A 19,626-nucleotide genomic window follows, 5' to 3' on the forward strand; every position below is an offset into this window, starting at 1 on the left:
TCAAATTGATAATTTCTTGTTCCGTAAGTAATCTCCAGTTGCCACGAGGCAAATTCTTTTTGGTCAAACCTGCAAAAGCCACCCGGTCAATGCGTAATACATCATAACTGAAGTTTTCGAAAATAGAACGAACCACCTTAACATTGGCAGATCTTAATTTTAGACCAATCTCGCTTTTTGCTTCTCCTTCGATATAGCTTACTTCTTCAACAAAAACACGGTGTCCGTCAAGAACTAATCCTTTGCTTATTTTTTCTAAATCCTCGAATTTTAAGTTTTTATCCAAAGAAACTTGGTAAATTTTTGATGATTTGTTAGTCGGTAAAGTAAACTTACGAATCATATCCGTATCGTTGGTAAATAACAATAATCCGGTTGTGTTCTTGTCCATTCTTCCTACAGCACCAATTTTTGCAGTGGTTGAACCTTTAACCAATTCTAATACATTGCGGTATTCCTGACCTTCGTCCATGGCAGTGGTAAAGTTTTTGGGTTTGTTCAAAAGGATATACACCTTTTTTTCAGGAGTTAATGTAGCGCCATCAAAATTGACCGTATCACCAGGTTTTACCATATAACCCATTTCGGTAACGGGAATCCCATTCACTTTTACGGTTCCGGATTGAATGTAAATATCGGCATCACGACGTGAACAAGCCCCAGAATTGGCAATATATTTATTCAGACGAATTTCGTCAGCCACTTTTGGTCTTTTAGGCGCTTGATTTGGTTTTTTTTCTACTTTGTCAGTTGCAACAGGAGCCGTTTTATTGGCTATTTTTATTTTTTTAGGCCCTTGCGCTCTTTTAGCCATTGCAGGTTTGCTCCGTTCTGCTCCGCCTCGGGTTGGCTTATTAGAACTTGGTCTGGAACTGTTAGCTCTAGAACTTCCGCCTTTATTACCGCCTTCTTTGTTATTCATAATAATTCATAATTTTTGCAAAGATACTATATATTCATGCGAATCAATAATTAACTATCTTAAAACCTAATATTATGCTTGTCAATGCATTAGGATTCCTCAACATTAACCTTCATTTATTTCCTTTTATGAACACTAATCACTACCGTTTTTGAAGTAGGCGTATTACTAATTCTTGCTTTGCTTTGTAACGGAACCAAAACATTGGTTTCGGGAAAATAAGTCGCAGTACATTGACGAGGAATGCTATAGGGTATGACTATAAATTGTTTTGCGTGACGTTCTTGCCCTTCAAAATGACTAACCAAATCAACAGTATCATGCTTTTGTAAACCTGACATTTCCATATCTTGAGGATTCATAAAAATCACCCTTCTTTCATTTAAAACCCCTCGATACCTATCGTTAAGACCATAAATAGTTGTGTTGTATTGGTCGTGAGTACGAATAGTCATCATCAAAAATTGATTTTTTTCTAATACAATATCCGAAGTTTCGTTGATAGTAAAATTAGCTTTAGTAGTGTAGGTTCTGCTAAAATCATTCTCACGAGCATTATTTGGTAAATAAAAACCACCATCAATGCGAACTCGTTTATTAAAATTGTCAAAACCTGGAATTGTAGCCTCAATAGCATCTCGAATCATATCATAATTGTCTGACATTGCAGTCCAGTTTACTTTAGATTCTAATAAAGTAGCATTGGCAATTCCGGCTACGATGGCTGTCTCACTTTTCAAGTAGTCAGATAAAGGGTCTAAATGCCCCACCGATTTTGAGACAACTCCCATCGAGTTTTCGACACTCACAAATTGTTCTCCACTAACTTGGATGTCTTTTTCGGTTCTTCCTAAACAGGGCAAAATCAAGGCTTCTTTACCATGAATGAGGTGGCTTCGATTAATTTTCGTTGAAATATGAACTGTTAAATCACAGTTTCTTAATGCTGTTGCAGTGAATTCGGTATCGGGTGTAGCAGAAATAAAATTTCCTCCCATTCCGAGAAAGAAACTTGCTTTTTTGGCGTGCATGGCTTCGATAGAATCAATAACATCTAAACCATGTTTGCGAGGAGATTTAAATTCAAAATGAGAATCTAATGCATTAAGAAATTGTTTTGAGGGTTTTTCCCATATACCCATGGTTCTATCGCCTTGAACATTGGAATGCCCACGTACAGGGCAAGTTCCCGCTCCTTGTTTGCCAATACTTCCTTTCAACAATAGTAAATTCACAATTTCGCGAATATTATCTACTGCGTTTTTATGTTGAGTTAAACCCATTGCCCAGCAAACAATAATTTTTTTAGGGTTGGCAATCATTTCGGCAGCTTTCTCAATTTCGGATTGGTCAAGTCCAGTCTGCATAATCAAATTTTGAAGATTTTGTTTTTCTAAATCGGCAATAAAAGCATCAAAACCTTGTGTTTTTTGTTCAATAAATTCATGGTCAAAAACAGAACCTGGATTTTCCTTTTCTTTTTTATTCAATAGCATCAAAATGACTTTCAACAAGGCTACATCACCATTGATTTTTACCTGTAAAAATAAATCGGATAAATCCACACCTGAACCTAACCATTTTAAAGGGTTTTGTGGATCAATAAAATTTTTCAATCCCACTTCGGGTAGTGGATTGATGCTAATAATTTTACCGCCATTTTTTTTAGTTTCTCCCAGTGCCGTCAACATTCTGGGATGATTAGTGCCTGGATTTTGTCCTATGACTATTACTAAATCGGCATGTTTGAAATCGTCCAAAGTTACTGAGCCTTTTCCTATCCCTAAAGTTTCGGTTAAGGCTGACCCGCTAGATTCGTGGCACATATTGGAGCAGTCGGGCAAATTATTGGTGCCAAACTGCCGTACAAATAATTGATACAAATAAGCAGCTTCGTTACTAGTTCTCCCCGAAGTATAAAAAACAGCTTCATCAGGTGAATTTAAATTATTTAAGGTTTTTCCAATAAGGTTAAAGGCATCTTCCCACTGAATTTCTTCATAATGTTTAGCTCCTTCGCGCAAATACATTGGGTGGGTTAGTCGTCCTTTTTTGCCTAATTCAAAATCAGATAAATGACCTAATTCGGTTATACTGTGAGTGGCAAAAAAGAGGGGAGACACTCTGTTTTTAGTAGCTTCTTCGGCTACTGCTTTTGCACCATTTTCACAGTATTCGGCTAAAAACGCTCTTTTTTCATCAGGATCGGGCCAGGCACAACCCGGGCAATCAAAGCCCTCTTTTTGGTTAAGTTTAGCTAATAATCCGATGCCTTTTATGATGCCGACTTCTTCTTTAATATGAGTTAAAGCCGATAGAACTGCTTTAAATCCAACTGCTGATTTTGGGATTTCAGTTTCTTTAATTCCAGTAAATTTTTCAGGAGGTTGGGCTATAGTTTTTTTAGTCATGGGAATTCATTATTTTTTGGTTATTCCCTATAGTAACTCCCGAAGGGTTTGAATAGATAGTGGCTTTCTCGTCTCTCGAAAACCCAATTAAGCAAATGCCAAATTCTTTGGCATAATCAACAGCTAGTGATGAACAAGCCGAAACGGCAACAATAACACTAATTTTCGCTAGAAAAGCTTTCGTGATTATTTCATAAGAAACCCGACCACTAACCAGCATAAAAGCGGCAGTATTTAAATTGTTAGTATTTAATAATTCTCCAATACATTTGTCAACAGCGTTATGCCTTCCAATATCTTCTTGAAGCGTTAGAAATTCATATCCTTTTGTAAATAAAATTGCGGCATGTGAACCTCCTGTTAGGCTAAATGTATGTTGATAGGTTTTCATCATCGAAAACATTTCGGGTAAGCGATCTAGATTAATTTTGGGTTGATTTTCGAACTTAATTTTTGGAGTATCAAAATCGGATAAACTTTGTTTTCCGCAAATGCCACAAGAGGATACAGATAATAAGGAACGTTTATTTAGATAGCCCTTACCTAGTTTTTCTTTAGGTATAATTATATTAATTTTAGTAAAACCATTGTTTTTATTTTCGATTTCTTCTAGAATGAGATTTTCACTTTCTCGATATATATCTTCGGAGTAGAGTAGCCCTCTAACCAAAGCTTCATCATTTCCTGGAGTTCGCATCACTACTGTAAATGTGTTGTTGTTGATGTTGATTTCCAAAGGAGCTTCAACCACTAAATAATCATTGATTAATGTCGTAGTATCAGCATTTTTTTTAATCCCCTCGTATCGGATGGTTTTCATTTCAGTTTGGTTTTACAGTAAAAGTAAAAAAATGAATTGAAGAAACAGATGAATTATTTAAAACTTAATTTTTATGCAGCAGATAGAATTGGGGGGTTGTTTTATTTTGAAAGCGAGAAATTCAAAGCTAAAATAATAATTTTATCCCTCGCCACAAAACAATTGGTTTTATGAATATGATGCAGAAAACACCAGCCAGTATAAGAAATTTTAAGATATTATGAAGTAATAGATAATCGGTTTTGGAGTTAGATTTCCAAAGTTTAAGTAAGAAAAAAATTAAAATAATAAGACAGCTATAAAAATAGATGTCCATATAACCCACATCGAAAATTTCGATTAAAACGTATACAGGAATAAGGGTCGAAATTGTCAATACCGTTATTATTTTTTTAGAAATAACTTCACCATAAACAATAGGGATTGTTTTGTAATCATTTAATAAATCCCCTTTAATGTTTTCTAAATCCTTAATCATCTCTCGAATCAGAAGTAATAAAAACAAGAAGGTGGCATGACCAAAAATCACTTCATACAGATTTTTGTAATATAATAAAATGGCAAAAAAAGGCAATACTGCTAATACTGCTGCCGTTAGGTTTCCTATTATTGGATATTTTTTGATGCGATGCGAATAATACCAAATTAAAAATATGTATACCGAAAAAAACAAGCAGGCTCGCCAGGACACAAAAACGGCAAGAAAGGCTACAATAAAATTTAATGTAAAATAGACATTTAGTTTGGTTTTTTGACTCACCAACCGGTCGAGCATTGATTTGTTGGGACGATTGATAAAGTCTTTTTTACTATCGTAAAAATTGTTGATAATATAACCTGAAGCAATAGTCAGTGACGAAGCTAAAACAATTATAAATAATTTGAAATCTAAAAGAATCGTAAGGGAATTTTTTTCGGGGGCGAGTATAAAGATAGCCGAAAGATATTGAGCGAGAACAATGATAAAGATATTGTAACCTCTAACAACAGAGAACAAACTTATAATTTTCATTATAAAAAGTTTGTGTTGTTTACTTAACATTTTAAAATTGATAAACTACTTCTAGTTTATAATCTTTAAGCGCAATTTTAGCTTTTTCTAGGTCTTGGGTAAAACCTAAAATATAACCACCACCACCTGAACCACATAATTTTAGATAATAATCGTTAGTGTCAATTCCGTGTTGCCATAGGCTATGAAATTGTTCTGGAATCATAGGTTTAAAATGATTCAAAACTACTTTTGACAATTTTTTAGTGTTTTCAAATAAGGATTTCATATCGCCACCAAGAAAGTTTTCGACACAAGCATCGGTATGCTTGATGAATTGTGATTTAAGCATCTGTCTAAAACCTTGATCTTTTAGTTTATCCATAAAAATGGTAACCATAGGAGCCGTTTCACCAATTATTCCAGAATCTAATAAAAATACGGCTCCATTTCCTTCGATACTTTGAGTTGGAATTCCAGTTGCTTCAATATTATCTTTCGAATTGATTAAAATCGGAATGCTTAAATAACTATTTAAAGGGTCTAATCCCGAACTTTTTCCATGGAAAAAAGACTCCATTTGACCAAAAATTGTTTTTAGTTTTAATAATTTTTCACGAGTCAAATTTTCTAAAACTGTAATCTTATGTTGAGCATATTTATCATAAATAGCAGCTACTAGTGCGCCACTACTACCTACACCATATCCTTGAGGAATACTTGAATCAAAATACATTCCGGTAGCAACGTCATTTTTTAAGGTGGCTAAATCGAAAGTCACTAACTCAGGTTGTTCACTATGTAAAGTTTCTAAATAGGAGACAAAACGGTTTAAATTTTCGTTAGATTTTATAGCTTCGACCGAAGGATTGGCGTCTTTTTTTAACGCACCATTATAAAAATTATAAGGAATAGACAAACCTTTAGAATCTTGGATGATTCCGTATTCTCCAAAGAGTAATATTTTTGAGTAAAATAAAGGTCCTTTCATTTTTTTAATTGATAATTAACAATGGATAATTAATAATTATTTTGATTTAGAAGTATTAATAATGCTAGTTAACAATTTTAATAATTCTATTATTTTAGGTTTTATATTTTCAAATTCAATTTGATTTATATATTTCGTTTCATACAATAAATCTAACCAATATTCTGTTTCGTTAGCTTCTTTTAGTGAAATCGATAATTTATGTATAAAATCAGCTTTACTTTGCGCATGTTCTGATTCTCTGACATTTGCTCCAATTGATGTCCGAACGTAAAACTTGTTTTGATAAAACAAACTCTTTTCTTTCGGCTAAAACTTTATAAAGACCAACGATTTCAATTGCAAATAAAAATGATTTTTCTTTGATAACGTTTCGTTTCTACATTCTTTAATTTTCCATTATCAATTATCAATTATCAATTATCAATTGACTCCCATTTCCAATTTCATCACAAATGTACTGACCATTTTGACAATAGCCAACTAATTCGTCCTTAATAAATTGTAATACTTTTTCTTTTACACTTTCAGGGTATAAAACATGAACATTGGCACCGGCATCAAGGGTAAAACACACAGGTATTTTAGTCTCATTTCGGAACTTCCAAATTTTATTAATAATCTCCAAAGTATTAGGCTTCATCAAAATAAAATACGGAATCGAAGTCATCATCATGGAATGCAGGGTTAATGCTTCGCTTTCGACAATAGTGATGAATTCATCTAAATGACCGCTTTCGAAAATAGAAATAAGGTTGTTCAGATTTTCGTGTGCTTGAATAAACCGCCTTTCGGCAAAAGGGTGGTTGTGCATCAAATCATGGCCTACGGAACTCGAAACTTGTTTTTCGCCTTTGTCAACTAACAAAATAGTATCTTGAAAATTCTTGAAATTGTTGTGAATGGTATTCGAAAATTCCACTCCAAATAAATCGGAGCTTCCTATTTTTTTTGTGTGATTTGCTTCGCCAGTTCGCTCTCGCTCGTGCCCCCAAACGACTACTTCGCCTTTTACACTTCGGCAAGCACTTCCAGAACCTAAACGAGCCAGAAAAGAAGCTTTTTGATAGAAGTACTCCTCTGTCATATCTGGGTTTAATGTTTTTTCTAAACTCATCAAGTTCATCGCCAGTGCCGCCATTCCAGAAGCCGATGAAGCAATGCCGGAACTGTGCGGAAAAGTATTCTGGGTATCAATAGTAAAATGATAGTCTTTCAAAAAAGGCAAATAGACAGCAATTCTTTCGAAAAATTTCTGAATTTTAGGTTTAAAATCTTCTTTAGGTTTGCCTTCAAAAAGCAAATCAAAAGAGAACTCCGAATCCGTCACACTGAGCTTGCCTGCGCTGAGCGAAGCCGAAGTATCGAAGTGTTTTTTAGCAAAACTCAAAGTTGTAATCGTTTTGCAATGATTCAAAGTAAAACTGACCGAAGGATTGGCTGGAATTTGCTGTGCATCACCTTCTTTTTTCCCCCAATATTTTACTAAAGCAATATTACTGGGCGCGCTCCAAGAGAAACTTCCTTTTTCTAAAGAATGCGAATAGCTGGAAGGTATAAAATCGTTTGCTGAGGTCATCAATTAAAAATTTATGCAAAGATACTTTTTTTGGTGTAAACCTTGATTTGTTTATTTGTTGAATTGGTTCAAAGTTTTACTAATTTTGAAAAAAAATAAAGATGAACAAAATTACTCGAATTCTAGTTGTCGTAGTGACTTGTTTAGCGATTGGCTATTTTTCAGGAATGGTCACGCGTTCAGCAATTACAACTTGGTATCCCACTTTGGTAAAACCGAGTTTTAATCCGCCCAATTGGATCTTCGCCCCCGTTTGGAGCATGTTGTATGTTATGATGGGAGTTGCGGCAGGGCTGGTTTGGAATCGTATAGAAAGCGAAAAAGAACTCGTAAAAAAAGCTTTGGTAGTATTTGCTGTTCAATTAGCTTTGAATGCTTTGTGGTCTTTTTTATTTTTTGGATTAAAAAACCCCATGTTGGCAGGAATAGAAATCATCATTTTGTGGTTGATGATTTTTGAAACTTATATCCAATTTAGCAAAATCAATAAAATTGCAGGCTATTTGTTCATTCCGTATTTACTTTGGGTAAGTTTTGCTATGGTTTTGAATGGGAGTATTTGGTGGTTGAATCGAGGTTAGTGTTCAGTTTTCAGTTTTTTAGTAATCAGTTGAGTTCGTACCTAAAATAATATTTAAGGTTTTAATTTTTTGAATTCAAGGTTTTTTGCAAATAAAAAATCCATCATTACCAATGAATTATTCTTTTGAGCTACAATTTTAGATTTTGGATCGGCACCACAAAATTGTAGAAATAGTTCTATTTCGTCTGGTTTTAAATTTAAACTTTTACTGTAATATTCTTGGTAATTTTTGTTTTTTGCTAATTCATAAAATTGAATTTCAGGAATTTTATTTTTGATTTCAGTTTTGTCTTTTTTAAATAAATCGATTATCAATCCTCCGATTTTTATAAAATCAAGACCATTTGTAATACTGCCATCATAAATAAATGGGTTTTTTATTTGGGATTGCATCTTGTCTAAGGCAATTTGGTTGGATGCGTTTTTATCTGAGCCAATATGTTGCCACTTTATTTTTGTTATGATTACTTCTTTAAGTTCTTCGGGTTTTTTTATTAATGATATGATTTGAATATGATTATTAAGGTTTTCAGGTTGAACAGAAATTTTTTTGTAATCGTATAGTATTGATGCAAAAACTACTATATCTTCCGATTTTGCAACAATGGAAAATTCGCCAGCACTATTTGAAAAGGTACTTTTTTCTGAATTTAAGTTGATTATTTCTATTTTTTGAATTGGAAAATTATTGCATAGAATTTTACCTTTGTAAACAGTTTCTGATTGTGAGAAACTGATATGTACAATTAAAAATAGAAAGAAAATTACAAATTTGATTTGAGATAATTTCATTTTGTAAAAATATCTAAAGCAAAAAGTTAAATGGTTGATTTGACTACTAATTTCTTGTTAATCAAAGGATAAACTTCTCTTAATTTAAAACACAAAAATGAATATTCCTTTAGTCCCGATGAAGCCGATATCCTCGTAACGAAGTGGAGAGATAAAGGCGAAAGCGGGAATTGCAATTCCTGAAATGCGGGGACAATTCGCTCCTAATTAAAATAGATAAAAATCTAAATTGAATTGGCGACAATGAATCCGCTAGTCCACGCATTTTGGAAATTATAACCACCAGTTACGGCATCGATATTTACAATTTCTCCAGCAAAATAAAGGTTTTCGTGCAATTTGCTTTCCATTGTTTTGAAATTAATTTCTTTCAAATCGATTCCGCCTGCGGTTACAAATTCTTCTTTGAAGGTGCTTTTTCCATTGACTTGAAACGTGCCATTTGTTAACTGATGGGTTAAATTTTGAAGTTGGATTTTCGATAAATCGGCCCATTTTGTTTCCGATTCAATGCCCGATGCAAGCACCAAACTTTCCCATAAACGGTTGGTTAAATCAAATGGCGACTTCTTGGAAACGGCTTTTTTTGCGTGTTCTAATTTTAATTCTTTGAGCGTTTTTTCGACATTTTCGGCATCTAAATCGTTCAGCCAATTCACAAAAATGGTAAATTGGTAGTTTTTGTCGTGCAAAATCCGTGCTCCCCAAGCGGAGAGTTTCAAAATAGCGGGACCACTCATACCCCAATGTGTTATTAATAATGGGCCCGAAGTTTCGAGTTTTGTGTCTTTAACTTTCACAGAAACTTGCGCTGTAACACCTGGCAATTCTTTTATTCGAGCGTCTTTAATATTGAATGTGAATAAGGACGGAACGGGCGAAATAATAGCGTGACCAAAAGTGTGTAGCATTTCCCAGATTTTTGGATTGCTGCCTGTTGCCATAATTAATTTCTCGACAATGTAGGTTTCTGATTGTGTTTCAATTTTCCAAAAAGCCTCTTTTTTGAAAATGGATTGAACACTTTGACCAGTCAATACTGAAATCCCAAGTTTTTGAGTTGCTTGAATAAAACAATCAATAATAGTTTGGGAGGAATTAGATACGGGAAACATTCGTCCGTCAGCTTCTATTTTTAACTCCACTCCATGATTATCGAACCATTCAATGGTATCACCTGAACAAAACTGATGAAAAGGACCACGCAATTCTTTTTCGCCACGAGGATAAAATTTCACTAGTTCATTGGGTTCAAAACAGGCGTGGGTTACATTGCATCTTCCGCCACCAGAAATCCGAACTTTAGACAAAACTTCTTTGCCTCTCTCGAGAATAGCGACTTTCAGCTTTGGATTTTTCTCTACAATATTTATTGCGGCGAAAAATCCCGCTGCACCACCGCCAACAATAATTATGTCGAAATTTTGATTCATTTTTAAACCATTAAGTGAGTTAAGATTTATTAAGCTTATTCATCTGCAAGTCTTGAAAAATATTCATTGATTAATGGTTTAAAATCCTATCCGGAAAATCGGAAATAATTCCGTTTATATCGAATGTTTTTATTTTTTGAATATCTTCAATTTCATTTACTGTCCATGCAAATACTTTTAGATTTTCTTCTTGCATTTGCCTTGTATTTTCTTTGGTTAACAAATGAAAATAGGGGTGTATGGTTTCTGCTTTTATGAATTTTGAGAAAGCAATGGCTAACTCTAAATCGGTTTGGGTTAAAACACCTATTGGAATTTTTGCATCTAATAAGCGAACGTCTCGCAATGCATTCCAATCGAAACTTGAAATTAGGAAATCACTATAATTCCAGTTTTTGTCTAACACATAATATTCAATTAATTCTAGTATGGGTTTTGCTGTTCCATTCCCTTTCAACTCAATATTGATTAAACACTGGCGATTTACAATGTCAAAAACTTCGATAAGCGTTGGGATTTGTTGCTGTTTTTCAGTGCGAAACCTTTTTAATTCTTGCAAAGATAATGCATTTACAAATCCTTTTCCGTTGGTAGTTCTGTCGATAGTTTCATCATGAATAACTATTATTGCTCCATCACAGCTCATGTGCACATCAAGTTCAATTCCGTCTACACCCATTTCAAGAGCTCTTTCGAAAGAAATTAAAGTGTTTTCAGGCTCAAATCCTTTAGCACCACGATGTCCTATATTCAGGATCTTTTTCATTTTTTTTGAATCGTAATTTTCGAATCACTTTTGTTTTTGGGGTTACTATGCTGCTTATTTTCTAATTCTAAAATAAGTACCGATTTGGGTTCCATAGTAATTTCGCCTGTGACATCTATAATTTTTTCTGTAATCACATCTTTCCCAGATTTAAAATCACCCAGGTTCTCGTTGAAACGTTTTGTATTTATATTTTGGGTTTGGTTACTGTCATTGAGCAACATCATAACACTTTCATTGTCGTTATATCTAAAATAAATATAAACATTGTATTCCGGAATATAATGGGTCATTTTTCCAGAATGAATCACCGATTTATTTTTTCTCCATTGCAATAGTTTTGAAGTAAAATCAAAATATTCGTTTTGAATTTCGGTTCTTCCTTCTTTTGTAAAAGCATTATTTGAATCTTCTTCCCAACCTCCGGGAAAATCTTGACGGATATGGGCATCACCTATATTTTGATCGCCTGCCATGCCAATCTCGGAACCATAATATAATTGCGGAATACCTCGAACCGTTGCCAAAATAGCCATCGCCATTTTATATTTTCGAATGTTATTAGCGTATACTTGATTTAGGCGCTTTGTGTCGTGGTTTTCGGCAAAAATTAATAAATTAGATACATCTGGGTATAAAAAATCATTGGTAAAATTTTCATAAACTTTAATTATTCCTCTTCCCCAACTGTCATCATCATCATTAAAGACACTCAATAATGCGTCTGATAAAGGAAAATCCATAACACTAGGTAAATAAGAATTATACTTTTTTATTTGACTAATTACGCTGTCTTTTTGCCAATAGGAAAGATGGGCTTGATTGAGCATGGTAATTTCGCCCACGATATTAAAATTAGGATATTCATCGGTGATTGATTTACACCATTTTGCCATTGCTTGAGGATCAGAATAATTAAAAGTATCCACTCTTACGCCATCTAAATCGGCATATTCAATCCACCAAATGGCATTTTGGATTAGATATTTTAAGGTTAGTGGATTTCGAAGATTTAAATCGGGCATTGTAGGCACGAACCAGCCAGTGAGGCAGGTTTGGGTATCTATTTTAGAAGCATTAGTATCGTGAATTGTCGACCTTTTGTGATTGGTTTGGGTGTAATTTTCAAATTGGTTTATCCAATTGGGAGTAGGTAAATCTTTGATTATCCAATGTTCTAATCCCCAGTGATTGGTGACATAATCAAAGACTAATTTCAAATCTCTTTTATGTATTTCAGAGGCTAATCGAAGATAATCTTCATTAGTGCCAAAACGAGGATCTATTTTGTACACATCTGATTGCGCATAACCATGATAGGAAAAACTAGCGTCGTTATCTTCACAAAGCGGTGTAATCCAAACTGTAGTTATTCCCAATAAAACTAAATAATCTAGGTTTTTTATGATGCCTTCAATATTTCCACCATGCCTTCCTTCGGGCAAATGGCGATTGTATTTTTCTGTAGTTGAAGCGTCATTTTTGTTATTAGGGCTGCCATTTGCAAATCGGTCTGGCATCAATAAATACATTACATCCGAGGAATCAAAACTTTTGCGTTGCCTAGAATTTTCTTTTCTTTCTTTTAAAGTATATTTTTTGGCGAAAGCGCTTTTATTTTTTTTGAAAGTAAAGAGAATTTCACAAGCTGAAATATTTTTCGTGTTTATGGTCACAAAAAGGTAATTTGGATTTTCTGTTCTTAGAACATTTGTTATCGAAACTAAATTAGAAACCGAAAGCTGATATTGGGCAATATCTTTACCATAGAACATGATTTGTAATTCGGGATTCTGCATTCCAGCATACCAAAACGGGGGGTCTATTTTTTCGATTTGTGCAAACATGGAAGAATTTGTAAAATAATAAGTAAAAGTATCTTTTTCATTTTACATACAACAAAATTTATTTCAACATTTTTATTTAACCATATAAGGCATTTAAGTTTTTCTTGGATCAACTTATATGCCTTATATGGTTTAGATTTTCAAGGTGCTAATTAGGTTTCACCAAAACAGCTTTTTCATTTACAAAAATGGTTATTTCTGTTGAACCTTCGAGTGCAAATTGGGTTTCGTTATGGGTTACAGCGACTTTCAAAATTTGGTTTCTAAAATTTATTTTAAAAGAATAGCCTGTCCATTCTTTTGGAATTTTAGGAGAAAAGTGAAGTGTATCATTTTTGACTCGCATACCGCCAAAACCTTCCACAATACTCATCCAAGTTCCCGCCATAGAGGTGATGTGACAACCTTCCTCTACTTCTTTATTGTAGTCGTCCAAGTCTAATCGTGAAGTTCTTAAATAGAAAGCATACGCCATATCCATCTTATCTAACTTGGCTGCTTGAATCGAATGAACGCAAGGCGAAAGAGAGCTTTCATGAACGGTAAAAGCTTCGTAAAATTCGAAATTGCGTTTCAATTCTTCGGTCGAAAAATGATCTTCAAAGAAATAGAATCCTTGTAAAACATCGGCTTGTTTGATGTAAGGCGAACGCAATATTCTATCCCAAGACCATTTTTGGTTAATGGGTCTTTGGCTTATATCCAAATCTTTGACCAAAACTAAATCTTTGTCCAAAAAACCATCTTGTTGCAAATAAATACCTAATTCATCTGATTTTGGAAAATACATATTTCCAGATACTTTTTTCCAATCGTTTAATTCAGCATCCGATAATTTTACTTTTTCTATAATTCTTTTATGGTCTAAAGGATATTCTAGCGACACTTTTTGAATTTGCTCATACGCATAATCAATACACCATTTTGCAATATAATTTGTATAGAAATTATTGTTTACGTTATTTTCATATTCGTTTGGACCCGTAACTCCCAGAATCACAAATTGGTTTTTGTCTTTTGAAAAATTAGCTCTTTGATGCCAAAAACGAGCAATTCCAATCAAAACTTCCAATCCTTTTTCAGGTATATAACTATAATCTCCAGTATAACGGTAGTAGTTAAAAATGGCAAATGCAATAGCTCCGTTTCTATGAATTTCTTCGTGGGTAATTTCCCATTCGTTGTGACATTCTTCGCCATTCATGGTAACCATCGGGTACAAAGCAGCTCCGTTTTTAAAACCTAGATTTTTCTCGGCATTTTCTATTGCTTTGTCCAATTGATTGTAGCGATAGATCAATAAATTCCGAGCTACTTGCTGGTCTTTAGTCGCCATATAAAACGGAATACAGTAGGCTTCGGTGTCCCAATAGGTAGATCCACCATATTTTTCGCCGGTGAATCCTTTTGGGCCAATATTCAAACGAGAGTCTTTACCCAAATAAGTTTGGTTTAATTGGAAAATGTTGAATCGAATACCTTGTTGTGCCTTCACATCACCGTCAATGGTAATATCGGACATTTCCCAAATTTTTGACCAAGATTCTATTTGATCTTGAAGTAATTGTGCATAGCTTTTTTTTAATGCTAATTTTATTGCATTTTCTGCACCAATAAGGGTATTTTCATGATTTAATGAAACAGTATAACCCCCTATTTTTTGAATAGAAGATTTTACGCCTTGAGCAACTTCAACGGTATAACTAAACTGAATCTTTTCATCTGTTGCCGAAATAATTTCGGAATAAATATTTAGTTTTTTTTCATTCGACAAAATACTGTTGTGCATAAAAGTAGTTGCCTTGAAATGTGTTTTGAACGTTTGAGCTGTAACAAAAGCTTGATTTTCGTGATGTTTTGTTTCTAAGTGCTCCCAGAATTTTTCATCCCAATTGGCATCCTCATTGGTAACACCCGCATCGATATAGGGTTTGTATTTGATTCGGGCATCTTTGTTTAGAGGAGTAATTTCGTAATTAATAAGCCCCACTTCATCTAAATCTAAAGAAAGAAAACGACGGATGTTCACGGATATTTCGGTATCATTTTGCAAAGTTGCTTCAAAAGAACGGTGATACCATCCCTCTTTCATATTCAATTCACGACGGAAGTTTTTTATCACTTTGCAGTTATTGAGGTCAAGATTTTCTCCATTGATTTCGATTTCAATTCCGATCCAGTTGGGAGCGTTTAGCACTTTCGCAAAATATTTTGGATAACCATTTTTCCACCAACCCACTTTAGTTTTATCGGGATAATAAATACCTGCAATATAACTTCCTTGAAAGGTTTCGCCAGAATAATTTTCCTCAAAATTAGCGCGTTGTCCCATAGCACCGTTACCAATACTAAAAAGACTTTCAGATGATTTTACACGTTCTTTGTCAAATCCTTCTTCGATGATGGACCAATTGTCAGGTTGAATATAATCTTGATTCATTTTTTTAGTTTAAAGTTTAAAGTTTAAAAGTTTAATGGTGTTGCATCTGAAACTTCAAACTCAAAACAAAATCATCTTATCAAATCTTCAATAAAGCTGGTATTTATCTGCGTGAAATCTTGGAAAATATATTTAGCTTCGTGCAACGTTGATTTACTTCCAATCCCAACGCTAGTCATTCTACCAATATTGGCAGCTTGAATCCCCGCAACCGAATCTTCAAAAACAATAGCGTTTTCTGGTTTTACGTTCAATAATTGAGCTGCAATCAAGAAAACTTCGGGATCTGGTTTAGCATTCGTAACATCATTTCCGTCTACAATAGCATCAAAAAAAGTTAGTGTTCCTGTTTTTTCAAGAATGGGTCTTGCATTTTTACTCGCTGATCCTAATGCAATTAATTGATTTTGTTCTTTTAAAAATTTTAATATTGGCAAAACGCCAGGCAAAATTTCACTAGCATCCATATCAACTAAATAAGACAAATAATCTTCATTTTTTTGAATGAGCCATTTGTTTTTATCTTCTTGCGAAGCATCAACTTTTCCTAATTCAAGGATAATGTCTAAAGATCGAACTCTACTGACTCCTTTTAATAATTCGTTGTGTTCGTGAGTGAAATCAATACCTAATTGGTCAGCAATTTTTCGCCAAGCGAAATAATGGTATTTTGCGGTATCGACAATAACGCCATCTAGGTCAAAAATAAATGCTTTTGAAGTCATTAAATTTAAAAAATTCTGATAATTTATAATTTGCCGTTTTTAATTTCTTCAACAATTTCAGGATTCAATAAAGTGGTAATATCGCCAAAATTTGAATAATCACCTTCTGCAATTTTACGAAGAATGCGACGCATGATTTTACCCGAACGGGTTTTTGGCAAACCAGAAACAAATTGTATTTTATCTAATTTGGCAATTGGTCCTATGTGGCCAGCTACATGTTGATTAATTTCTTTAGCTAAGTTGTCTCTGTCACGAGATTCTCCAGATTCTTTTAGAATTACAAAACCATACAAAGCATTTCCTTTGATATCGTGTGGGAATCCTACAATGGCACTTTCTGCAACGGCTGGGTGTTCGTTGATAGCATCTTCAATTGGCGCTGTTCCAAGATTGTGTCCTGAAACGATTACTACATCATCAACACGACCTGTAATTCGGTAATATCCTACTTCGTCTCGCAAAGCACCATCTCCCGTGAAATATTTTCCAGGAAAAGCACTAAAATAAGTTTCTTTATAGCGTTGATGATCTCCCCAAATGGTTCTAGCAATTCCGGGCCAAGGAAATTTAATACACAAACTCCCAGTTACTTGATTTCCTTCGATTTCATTACGCTTTTCATCCATCAAAACGGGCTGAACTCCCGGTAAAGGTAAAGAAGCATAGGTTGGTTTTGTAGGTGTTACGAATGCTAAAGGCGAAATCATAATTCCACCAGTTTCCGTTTGCCACCAAGTATCTACAAGTGGGCATCTTTTTCCACCAACGTGGTCATTGTACCAGTGCCAAGCTTCTTCGTTTATGGGTTCGCCAACTGATCCAATAACCTTTAAGGACTTCAACTGATATTTCTGAACATATTTTACATTTTCTTTTGCTAATGCACGAATGGCTGTTGGCGCAGTATAGAATTGGGTTATTTTGTGCTTTTCGATAGTTTGCCAAAAACGACTAAAATCTGGGTAAGACGGAACTCCTTCAAATATAACTGTTGTAGCACCATTTAATAAAGGGCCATACAAAATATAAGAGTGCCCAGTTATCCAACCAATATCAGCAGTACACCAAAAAACATCATTTTCTTCATAGTTGAAAACATTCTTAAAGGTGTAGGCTGAATAAACCATATAACCCGCTGTGGTGTGAACCATTCCTTTTGGCTTGCCTGTTGAGCCCGAAGTATAAAGAATAAACAAAGGATCTTCGGCATCCATAATTTCTGCAACATTGTTGTCAGAGGCTTCCTCTAGCAAGGGTTGTAACCACTGATCTCGACCTTGTTTCATGTCAATTGATGAATTTGTTCTTTTGGCTACTAAAACTTTATTGACGCAAGGACAATTTGTTAAAGCATCATCAATAATTCCTTTTAAATCAATTGTTTTTTCGCCTCTATATCCTCCGTCTGCTGTGATTACCATTTTGCAATCACTGTCATTGATTCTTGCCGCCACCGCTGTGGCCGAAAAACCGGCAAAAACAACCGAATGTATAGCCCCAATTCTGGCACAAGCTAAAACAGAAACTGCTAATTCTGGAATCATTGGAAGATAAATACAAACTCTATCCCCTTTTTTAATTCCTTGTTCTCGCAATACATTGGCCATTTTTGAAACCCTTGCGTGTAATTCGTTATAGGTAATGTGCTGTGCTTCTTCTTTTGGATCGTTGGGTTCAAAAATGATGGCTGTTTTATCGCCTCTTTTGGCTAAGTGTCTGTCGATACAGTTTTTAACAATATTTACTTTGGCGTCTACAAACCATTTTATACTAGCTTCGCCCATGTCAAATTCCATTACTTTTTCACACTCTTGATACCAAGTAAAGTTTTCAGAAGCAATCTTGCCCCAAAATTTTCTCGGTTCTCGAATTGATTTATTGTAATGTTTAAAGTATTGTTCTAAATTTTCAATTTTATAATAGCTCATATTATTTTTTCCTTATTTAAGAATTTTTTTTGACTAAAAGGGACAAATGACAGTGATCCTATTTCAGTAGACTTTTAAATTTTTTATTTATTATAATGGTAAAATTTCCCTCCCTAATTTTTGATTAATTACCAATGCAGCGGCTTCATAAAAAGCAAACGAACCACATAGAATTCCTTCGTAACCCGCGATGGTATGAATTTCCTCGCTACCCGTAAAACTAGCCGCCGACAATAATGCAAAAAGAATAACTAAAGAACCAAAAATAAGTTTTCCGATAGTATTCCCATTAAGTGTTCCTATAAAAAACGCAAGAGTAAATAAACCCCACATTCCGAGATAAAATCCCATCGAAGGGCCATCAGGTTTTGCAACACCCATTAGCGGGAGCAACCACAGCGCTACTAGTGATAACCAAAAGAAACCGTAAGAAGTAAAAGCAGCCATAGCAAAACCATTTCCTTTTTTCCATTCCATAATTCCAGCAATCACTTGCTGAATCCCACCAAAAAAGATTCCCATTCCCATAATCATTGCGTTGAGTTCAAAAAACCCTGCATTATGAATGTTTAATAAAATAGTGGTCATTCCGAATCCAAAAAGCCCTAATGGTGCTGGATTTGCTGTTGTGTCTTTGATAATTTGTTCCATAAAAGTTAAAAAATAAAGGTTAGTGTTGGTTAGTTAAGGTAAAGAAACTTATTTTTATAAGTAGATTTCACAAATATACCAAACCTACTTGATTTTTTGAATATTTTTTTGTTTCATTTATTTATTAATCCCGATTATAAAAATAAACTATAATTTAAGATTTTTAGGATATAATATTGGGTAAAAACAAAAAACCCACTCGTTATGAGTGGGTTTTGTGGTACCTCCAGTCCCGATGCTTCGGGAGAACCAGGAACACATGGATTAATTATTTTTTAGATAATATATCTGTAATAATTTGAGGGGTTGTTACTATTTTTTCAATAAAGATTTTGCTTTTCATTCTCTTAATAAATTTTTCAATATACAAAGCGTCAGCTCTATCAACACATTCATAAGCTAGAACTAACTCCCAATCATTTGCAATTTTTGTAAAGGAATTTGAATACAAATGTTGGTTGTGTTTCAAAATTCTTTCTTCCATATTATGAGTTTCTCCCACATAATATTTTGTGTTAGACTTTGAATATAAGATATAAAGAAAATGGGCTGCCATAAAAAGATTTAAAAAACAAAAAACCCACTCGTTATGAGTGGGTTTTGTGGTACCTCCAGGGATCGAACCAGGGACACATGGATTTTCAGTCCATTGCTCTACCATCTGAGCTAAGGTACCATTGTTATTGCGGGTGCAAATATAGAATGATTTTTAGTTTATCCAAAACAAATATTAAAAAAAATCAA

The 19,626-nt window shown here is 34.2% G+C and carries 16 protein-coding genes, 1 tRNA gene and 1 pseudogene; 1 reads left to right on the top strand and 17 read right to left on the bottom strand.

The features are described 5' to 3' along the window. The 7 genes and pseudogenes from ACKVOD_RS05265 to ACKVOD_RS05295 form a co-directional block, all read right to left on the bottom strand. A partial coding sequence (locus ACKVOD_RS05265; protein ID WP_409208425.1) for a pseudouridine synthase occupies nt 1–922 on the bottom strand: 922 nt, incomplete at its 3' end. Nucleotides 923–1,038: 116 nt separating this feature from the next. After that, nucleotides 1,039–3,333, bottom strand: coding sequence for an FdhF/YdeP family oxidoreductase (locus tag ACKVOD_RS05270; protein ID WP_409208426.1), 2,295 nt, complete (start codon nt 3,331–3,333; stop codon nt 1,039–1,041). Then, nucleotides 3,326–4,153: a formate dehydrogenase accessory sulfurtransferase FdhD gene (gene fdhD, locus ACKVOD_RS05275; protein ID WP_409208427.1), complete on the bottom strand. Its 828-nt coding sequence runs from the start codon at nt 4,151–4,153 to the stop codon at nt 3,326–3,328. The genes ACKVOD_RS05270 and fdhD overlap by 8 nt, the downstream gene beginning before the upstream one ends. A 127-nt stretch (nt 4,154–4,280) precedes the next feature. Further along, a complete protein-coding gene (locus tag ACKVOD_RS05280) occupies nt 4,281–5,195 on the bottom strand; it encodes a geranylgeranylglycerol-phosphate geranylgeranyltransferase (RefSeq protein WP_409208428.1) in 915 nt (304 codons plus the stop codon). A gap of 1 nt (nt 5,196) precedes the next feature. Beyond that, nucleotides 5,197–6,135, bottom strand: a complete 939-nt coding sequence (locus ACKVOD_RS05285) for a mevalonate kinase (protein ID WP_409208429.1) — start codon at nt 6,133–6,135, stop codon at nt 5,197–5,199. Between the two features lie 36 nt (nt 6,136–6,171). After that, a pseudogene (locus ACKVOD_RS05290) lies at nt 6,172–6,502 on the bottom strand (four helix bundle protein). Between the two features lie 42 nt (nt 6,503–6,544). After that, nucleotides 6,545–7,714 (bottom strand): diphosphomevalonate/mevalonate 3,5-bisphosphate decarboxylase family protein, encoded by a 1,170-nt coding sequence (locus tag ACKVOD_RS05295; RefSeq protein WP_409208430.1) that lies wholly within the window; start codon nt 7,712–7,714, stop codon nt 6,545–6,547. 101 nt (nt 7,715–7,815) lie between these two features. On the opposite strand from ACKVOD_RS05295, the gene ACKVOD_RS05300 reads away from it, so the two are divergent. Continuing rightward, nucleotides 7,816–8,295 (top strand): TspO/MBR family protein, encoded by a 480-nt coding sequence (locus ACKVOD_RS05300; protein ID WP_409208431.1) that lies wholly within the window; start codon nt 7,816–7,818, stop codon nt 8,293–8,295. 53 nt (nt 8,296–8,348) lie between these two features. Here the strand turns inward: ACKVOD_RS05300 and ACKVOD_RS05305 are convergent, their stop codons facing one another. The 10 genes from ACKVOD_RS05305 to ACKVOD_RS05350 form a co-directional block, all read right to left on the bottom strand. After that, a complete protein-coding gene (locus ACKVOD_RS05305; protein WP_409208432.1) occupies nt 8,349–9,089 on the bottom strand; it encodes a hypothetical protein in 741 nt (246 codons plus the stop codon). Between the two features lie 224 nt (nt 9,090–9,313). Beyond that, the gene (locus ACKVOD_RS05310) at nt 9,314–10,522 is read right to left on the bottom strand and encodes an NAD(P)/FAD-dependent oxidoreductase (protein WP_409208433.1); all 1,209 of its coding nucleotides are present in this window, start codon (nt 10,520–10,522) and stop codon (nt 9,314–9,316) included. A 70-nt stretch (nt 10,523–10,592) separates the two neighbouring features. Continuing rightward, on the bottom strand, nt 10,593–11,288 hold the full coding sequence (locus ACKVOD_RS05315) for a glycerophosphodiester phosphodiesterase (RefSeq protein WP_409208434.1): 696 nt from the start codon (nt 11,286–11,288) through the stop codon (nt 10,593–10,595). Next, nucleotides 11,285–13,135 (bottom strand): glycoside hydrolase family 13 protein, encoded by a 1,851-nt coding sequence (locus ACKVOD_RS05320; protein ID WP_409208435.1) that lies wholly within the window; start codon nt 13,133–13,135, stop codon nt 11,285–11,287. The genes ACKVOD_RS05315 and ACKVOD_RS05320 overlap by 4 nt, the downstream gene beginning before the upstream one ends. 148 nt (nt 13,136–13,283) lie before the next feature. Further along, on the bottom strand, nt 13,284–15,575 hold the full coding sequence (locus ACKVOD_RS05325) for a glycoside hydrolase family 65 protein (RefSeq protein WP_409208436.1): 2,292 nt from the start codon (nt 15,573–15,575) through the stop codon (nt 13,284–13,286). Nucleotides 15,576–15,646: 71 nt separating this feature from the next. Next, nucleotides 15,647–16,300: a beta-phosphoglucomutase gene (gene pgmB / locus ACKVOD_RS05330; protein WP_409208437.1), complete on the bottom strand. Its 654-nt coding sequence runs from the start codon at nt 16,298–16,300 to the stop codon at nt 15,647–15,649. A gap of 23 nt (nt 16,301–16,323) precedes the next feature. Then, entirely contained in the window at nt 16,324–18,231 is a 1,908-nt protein-coding gene (gene acs, locus ACKVOD_RS05335; protein WP_409208438.1) for an acetate--CoA ligase, read from the bottom strand. A 90-nt stretch (nt 18,232–18,321) separates the two neighbouring features. After that, complete coding sequence (locus tag ACKVOD_RS05340) at nt 18,322–18,882, bottom strand: acetate uptake transporter (protein ID WP_409208439.1); 561 nt, start codon at nt 18,880–18,882, stop codon at nt 18,322–18,324. Between the two features lie 268 nt (nt 18,883–19,150). Beyond that, nucleotides 19,151–19,438 carry a GIY-YIG nuclease family protein gene (locus ACKVOD_RS05345; protein ID WP_409208440.1) on the bottom strand — a complete coding sequence of 96 codons (288 nt, stop codon included), beginning with the start codon at nt 19,436–19,438 and terminating at the stop codon, nt 19,151–19,153. A gap of 47 nt (nt 19,439–19,485) precedes the next feature. Then, nucleotides 19,486–19,558, bottom strand: a tRNA-Phe gene (locus ACKVOD_RS05350). Nucleotides 19,559–19,626: the final 68 nt, after the last annotated feature.

Source organism: Flavobacterium sp. (assembly GCF_046155325.1).
GTDB lineage: Bacteria > Bacteroidota > Bacteroidia > Flavobacteriales > Flavobacteriaceae > Flavobacterium.

Coding starts and splice junctions, on each gene's coding strand:
- ACKVOD_RS05270 (WP_409208426.1), bottom strand. CDS start 3,333: ATGACTAAAAAAACTATAGCCCAACCTCCTGAAAAATTTACTGGAATT.
- fdhD (WP_409208427.1), bottom strand. CDS start 4,153: ATGAAAACCATCCGATACGAGGGGATTAAAAAAAATGCTGATACTACG.
- ACKVOD_RS05280 (WP_409208428.1), bottom strand. CDS start 5,195: ATGTTAAGTAAACAACACAAACTTTTTATAATGAAAATTATAAGTTTG.
- ACKVOD_RS05285 (WP_409208429.1), bottom strand. CDS start 6,135: ATGAAAGGACCTTTATTTTACTCAAAAATATTACTCTTTGGAGAATAC.
- ACKVOD_RS05295 (WP_409208430.1), bottom strand. CDS start 7,714: ATGACCTCAGCAAACGATTTTATACCTTCCAGCTATTCGCATTCTTTA.
- ACKVOD_RS05300 (WP_409208431.1), top strand. CDS start 7,816: ATGAACAAAATTACTCGAATTCTAGTTGTCGTAGTGACTTGTTTAGCG.
- ACKVOD_RS05305 (WP_409208432.1), bottom strand. CDS start 9,089: ATGAAATTATCTCAAATCAAATTTGTAATTTTCTTTCTATTTTTAATT.
- ACKVOD_RS05310 (WP_409208433.1), bottom strand. CDS start 10,522: ATGAATCAAAATTTCGACATAATTATTGTTGGCGGTGGTGCAGCGGGA.
- ACKVOD_RS05315 (WP_409208434.1), bottom strand. CDS start 11,288: ATGAAAAAGATCCTGAATATAGGACATCGTGGTGCTAAAGGATTTGAG.
- ACKVOD_RS05320 (WP_409208435.1), bottom strand. CDS start 13,135: ATGTTTGCACAAATCGAAAAAATAGACCCCCCGTTTTGGTATGCTGGA.
- ACKVOD_RS05325 (WP_409208436.1), bottom strand. CDS start 15,575: ATGAATCAAGATTATATTCAACCTGACAATTGGTCCATCATCGAAGAA.
- pgmB (WP_409208437.1), bottom strand. CDS start 16,300: ATGACTTCAAAAGCATTTATTTTTGACCTAGATGGCGTTATTGTCGAT.
- acs (WP_409208438.1), bottom strand. CDS start 18,231: ATGAGCTATTATAAAATTGAAAATTTAGAACAATACTTTAAACATTAC.
- ACKVOD_RS05340 (WP_409208439.1), bottom strand. CDS start 18,882: ATGGAACAAATTATCAAAGACACAACAGCAAATCCAGCACCATTAGGG.
- ACKVOD_RS05345 (WP_409208440.1), bottom strand. CDS start 19,438: ATGGCAGCCCATTTTCTTTATATCTTATATTCAAAGTCTAACACAAAA.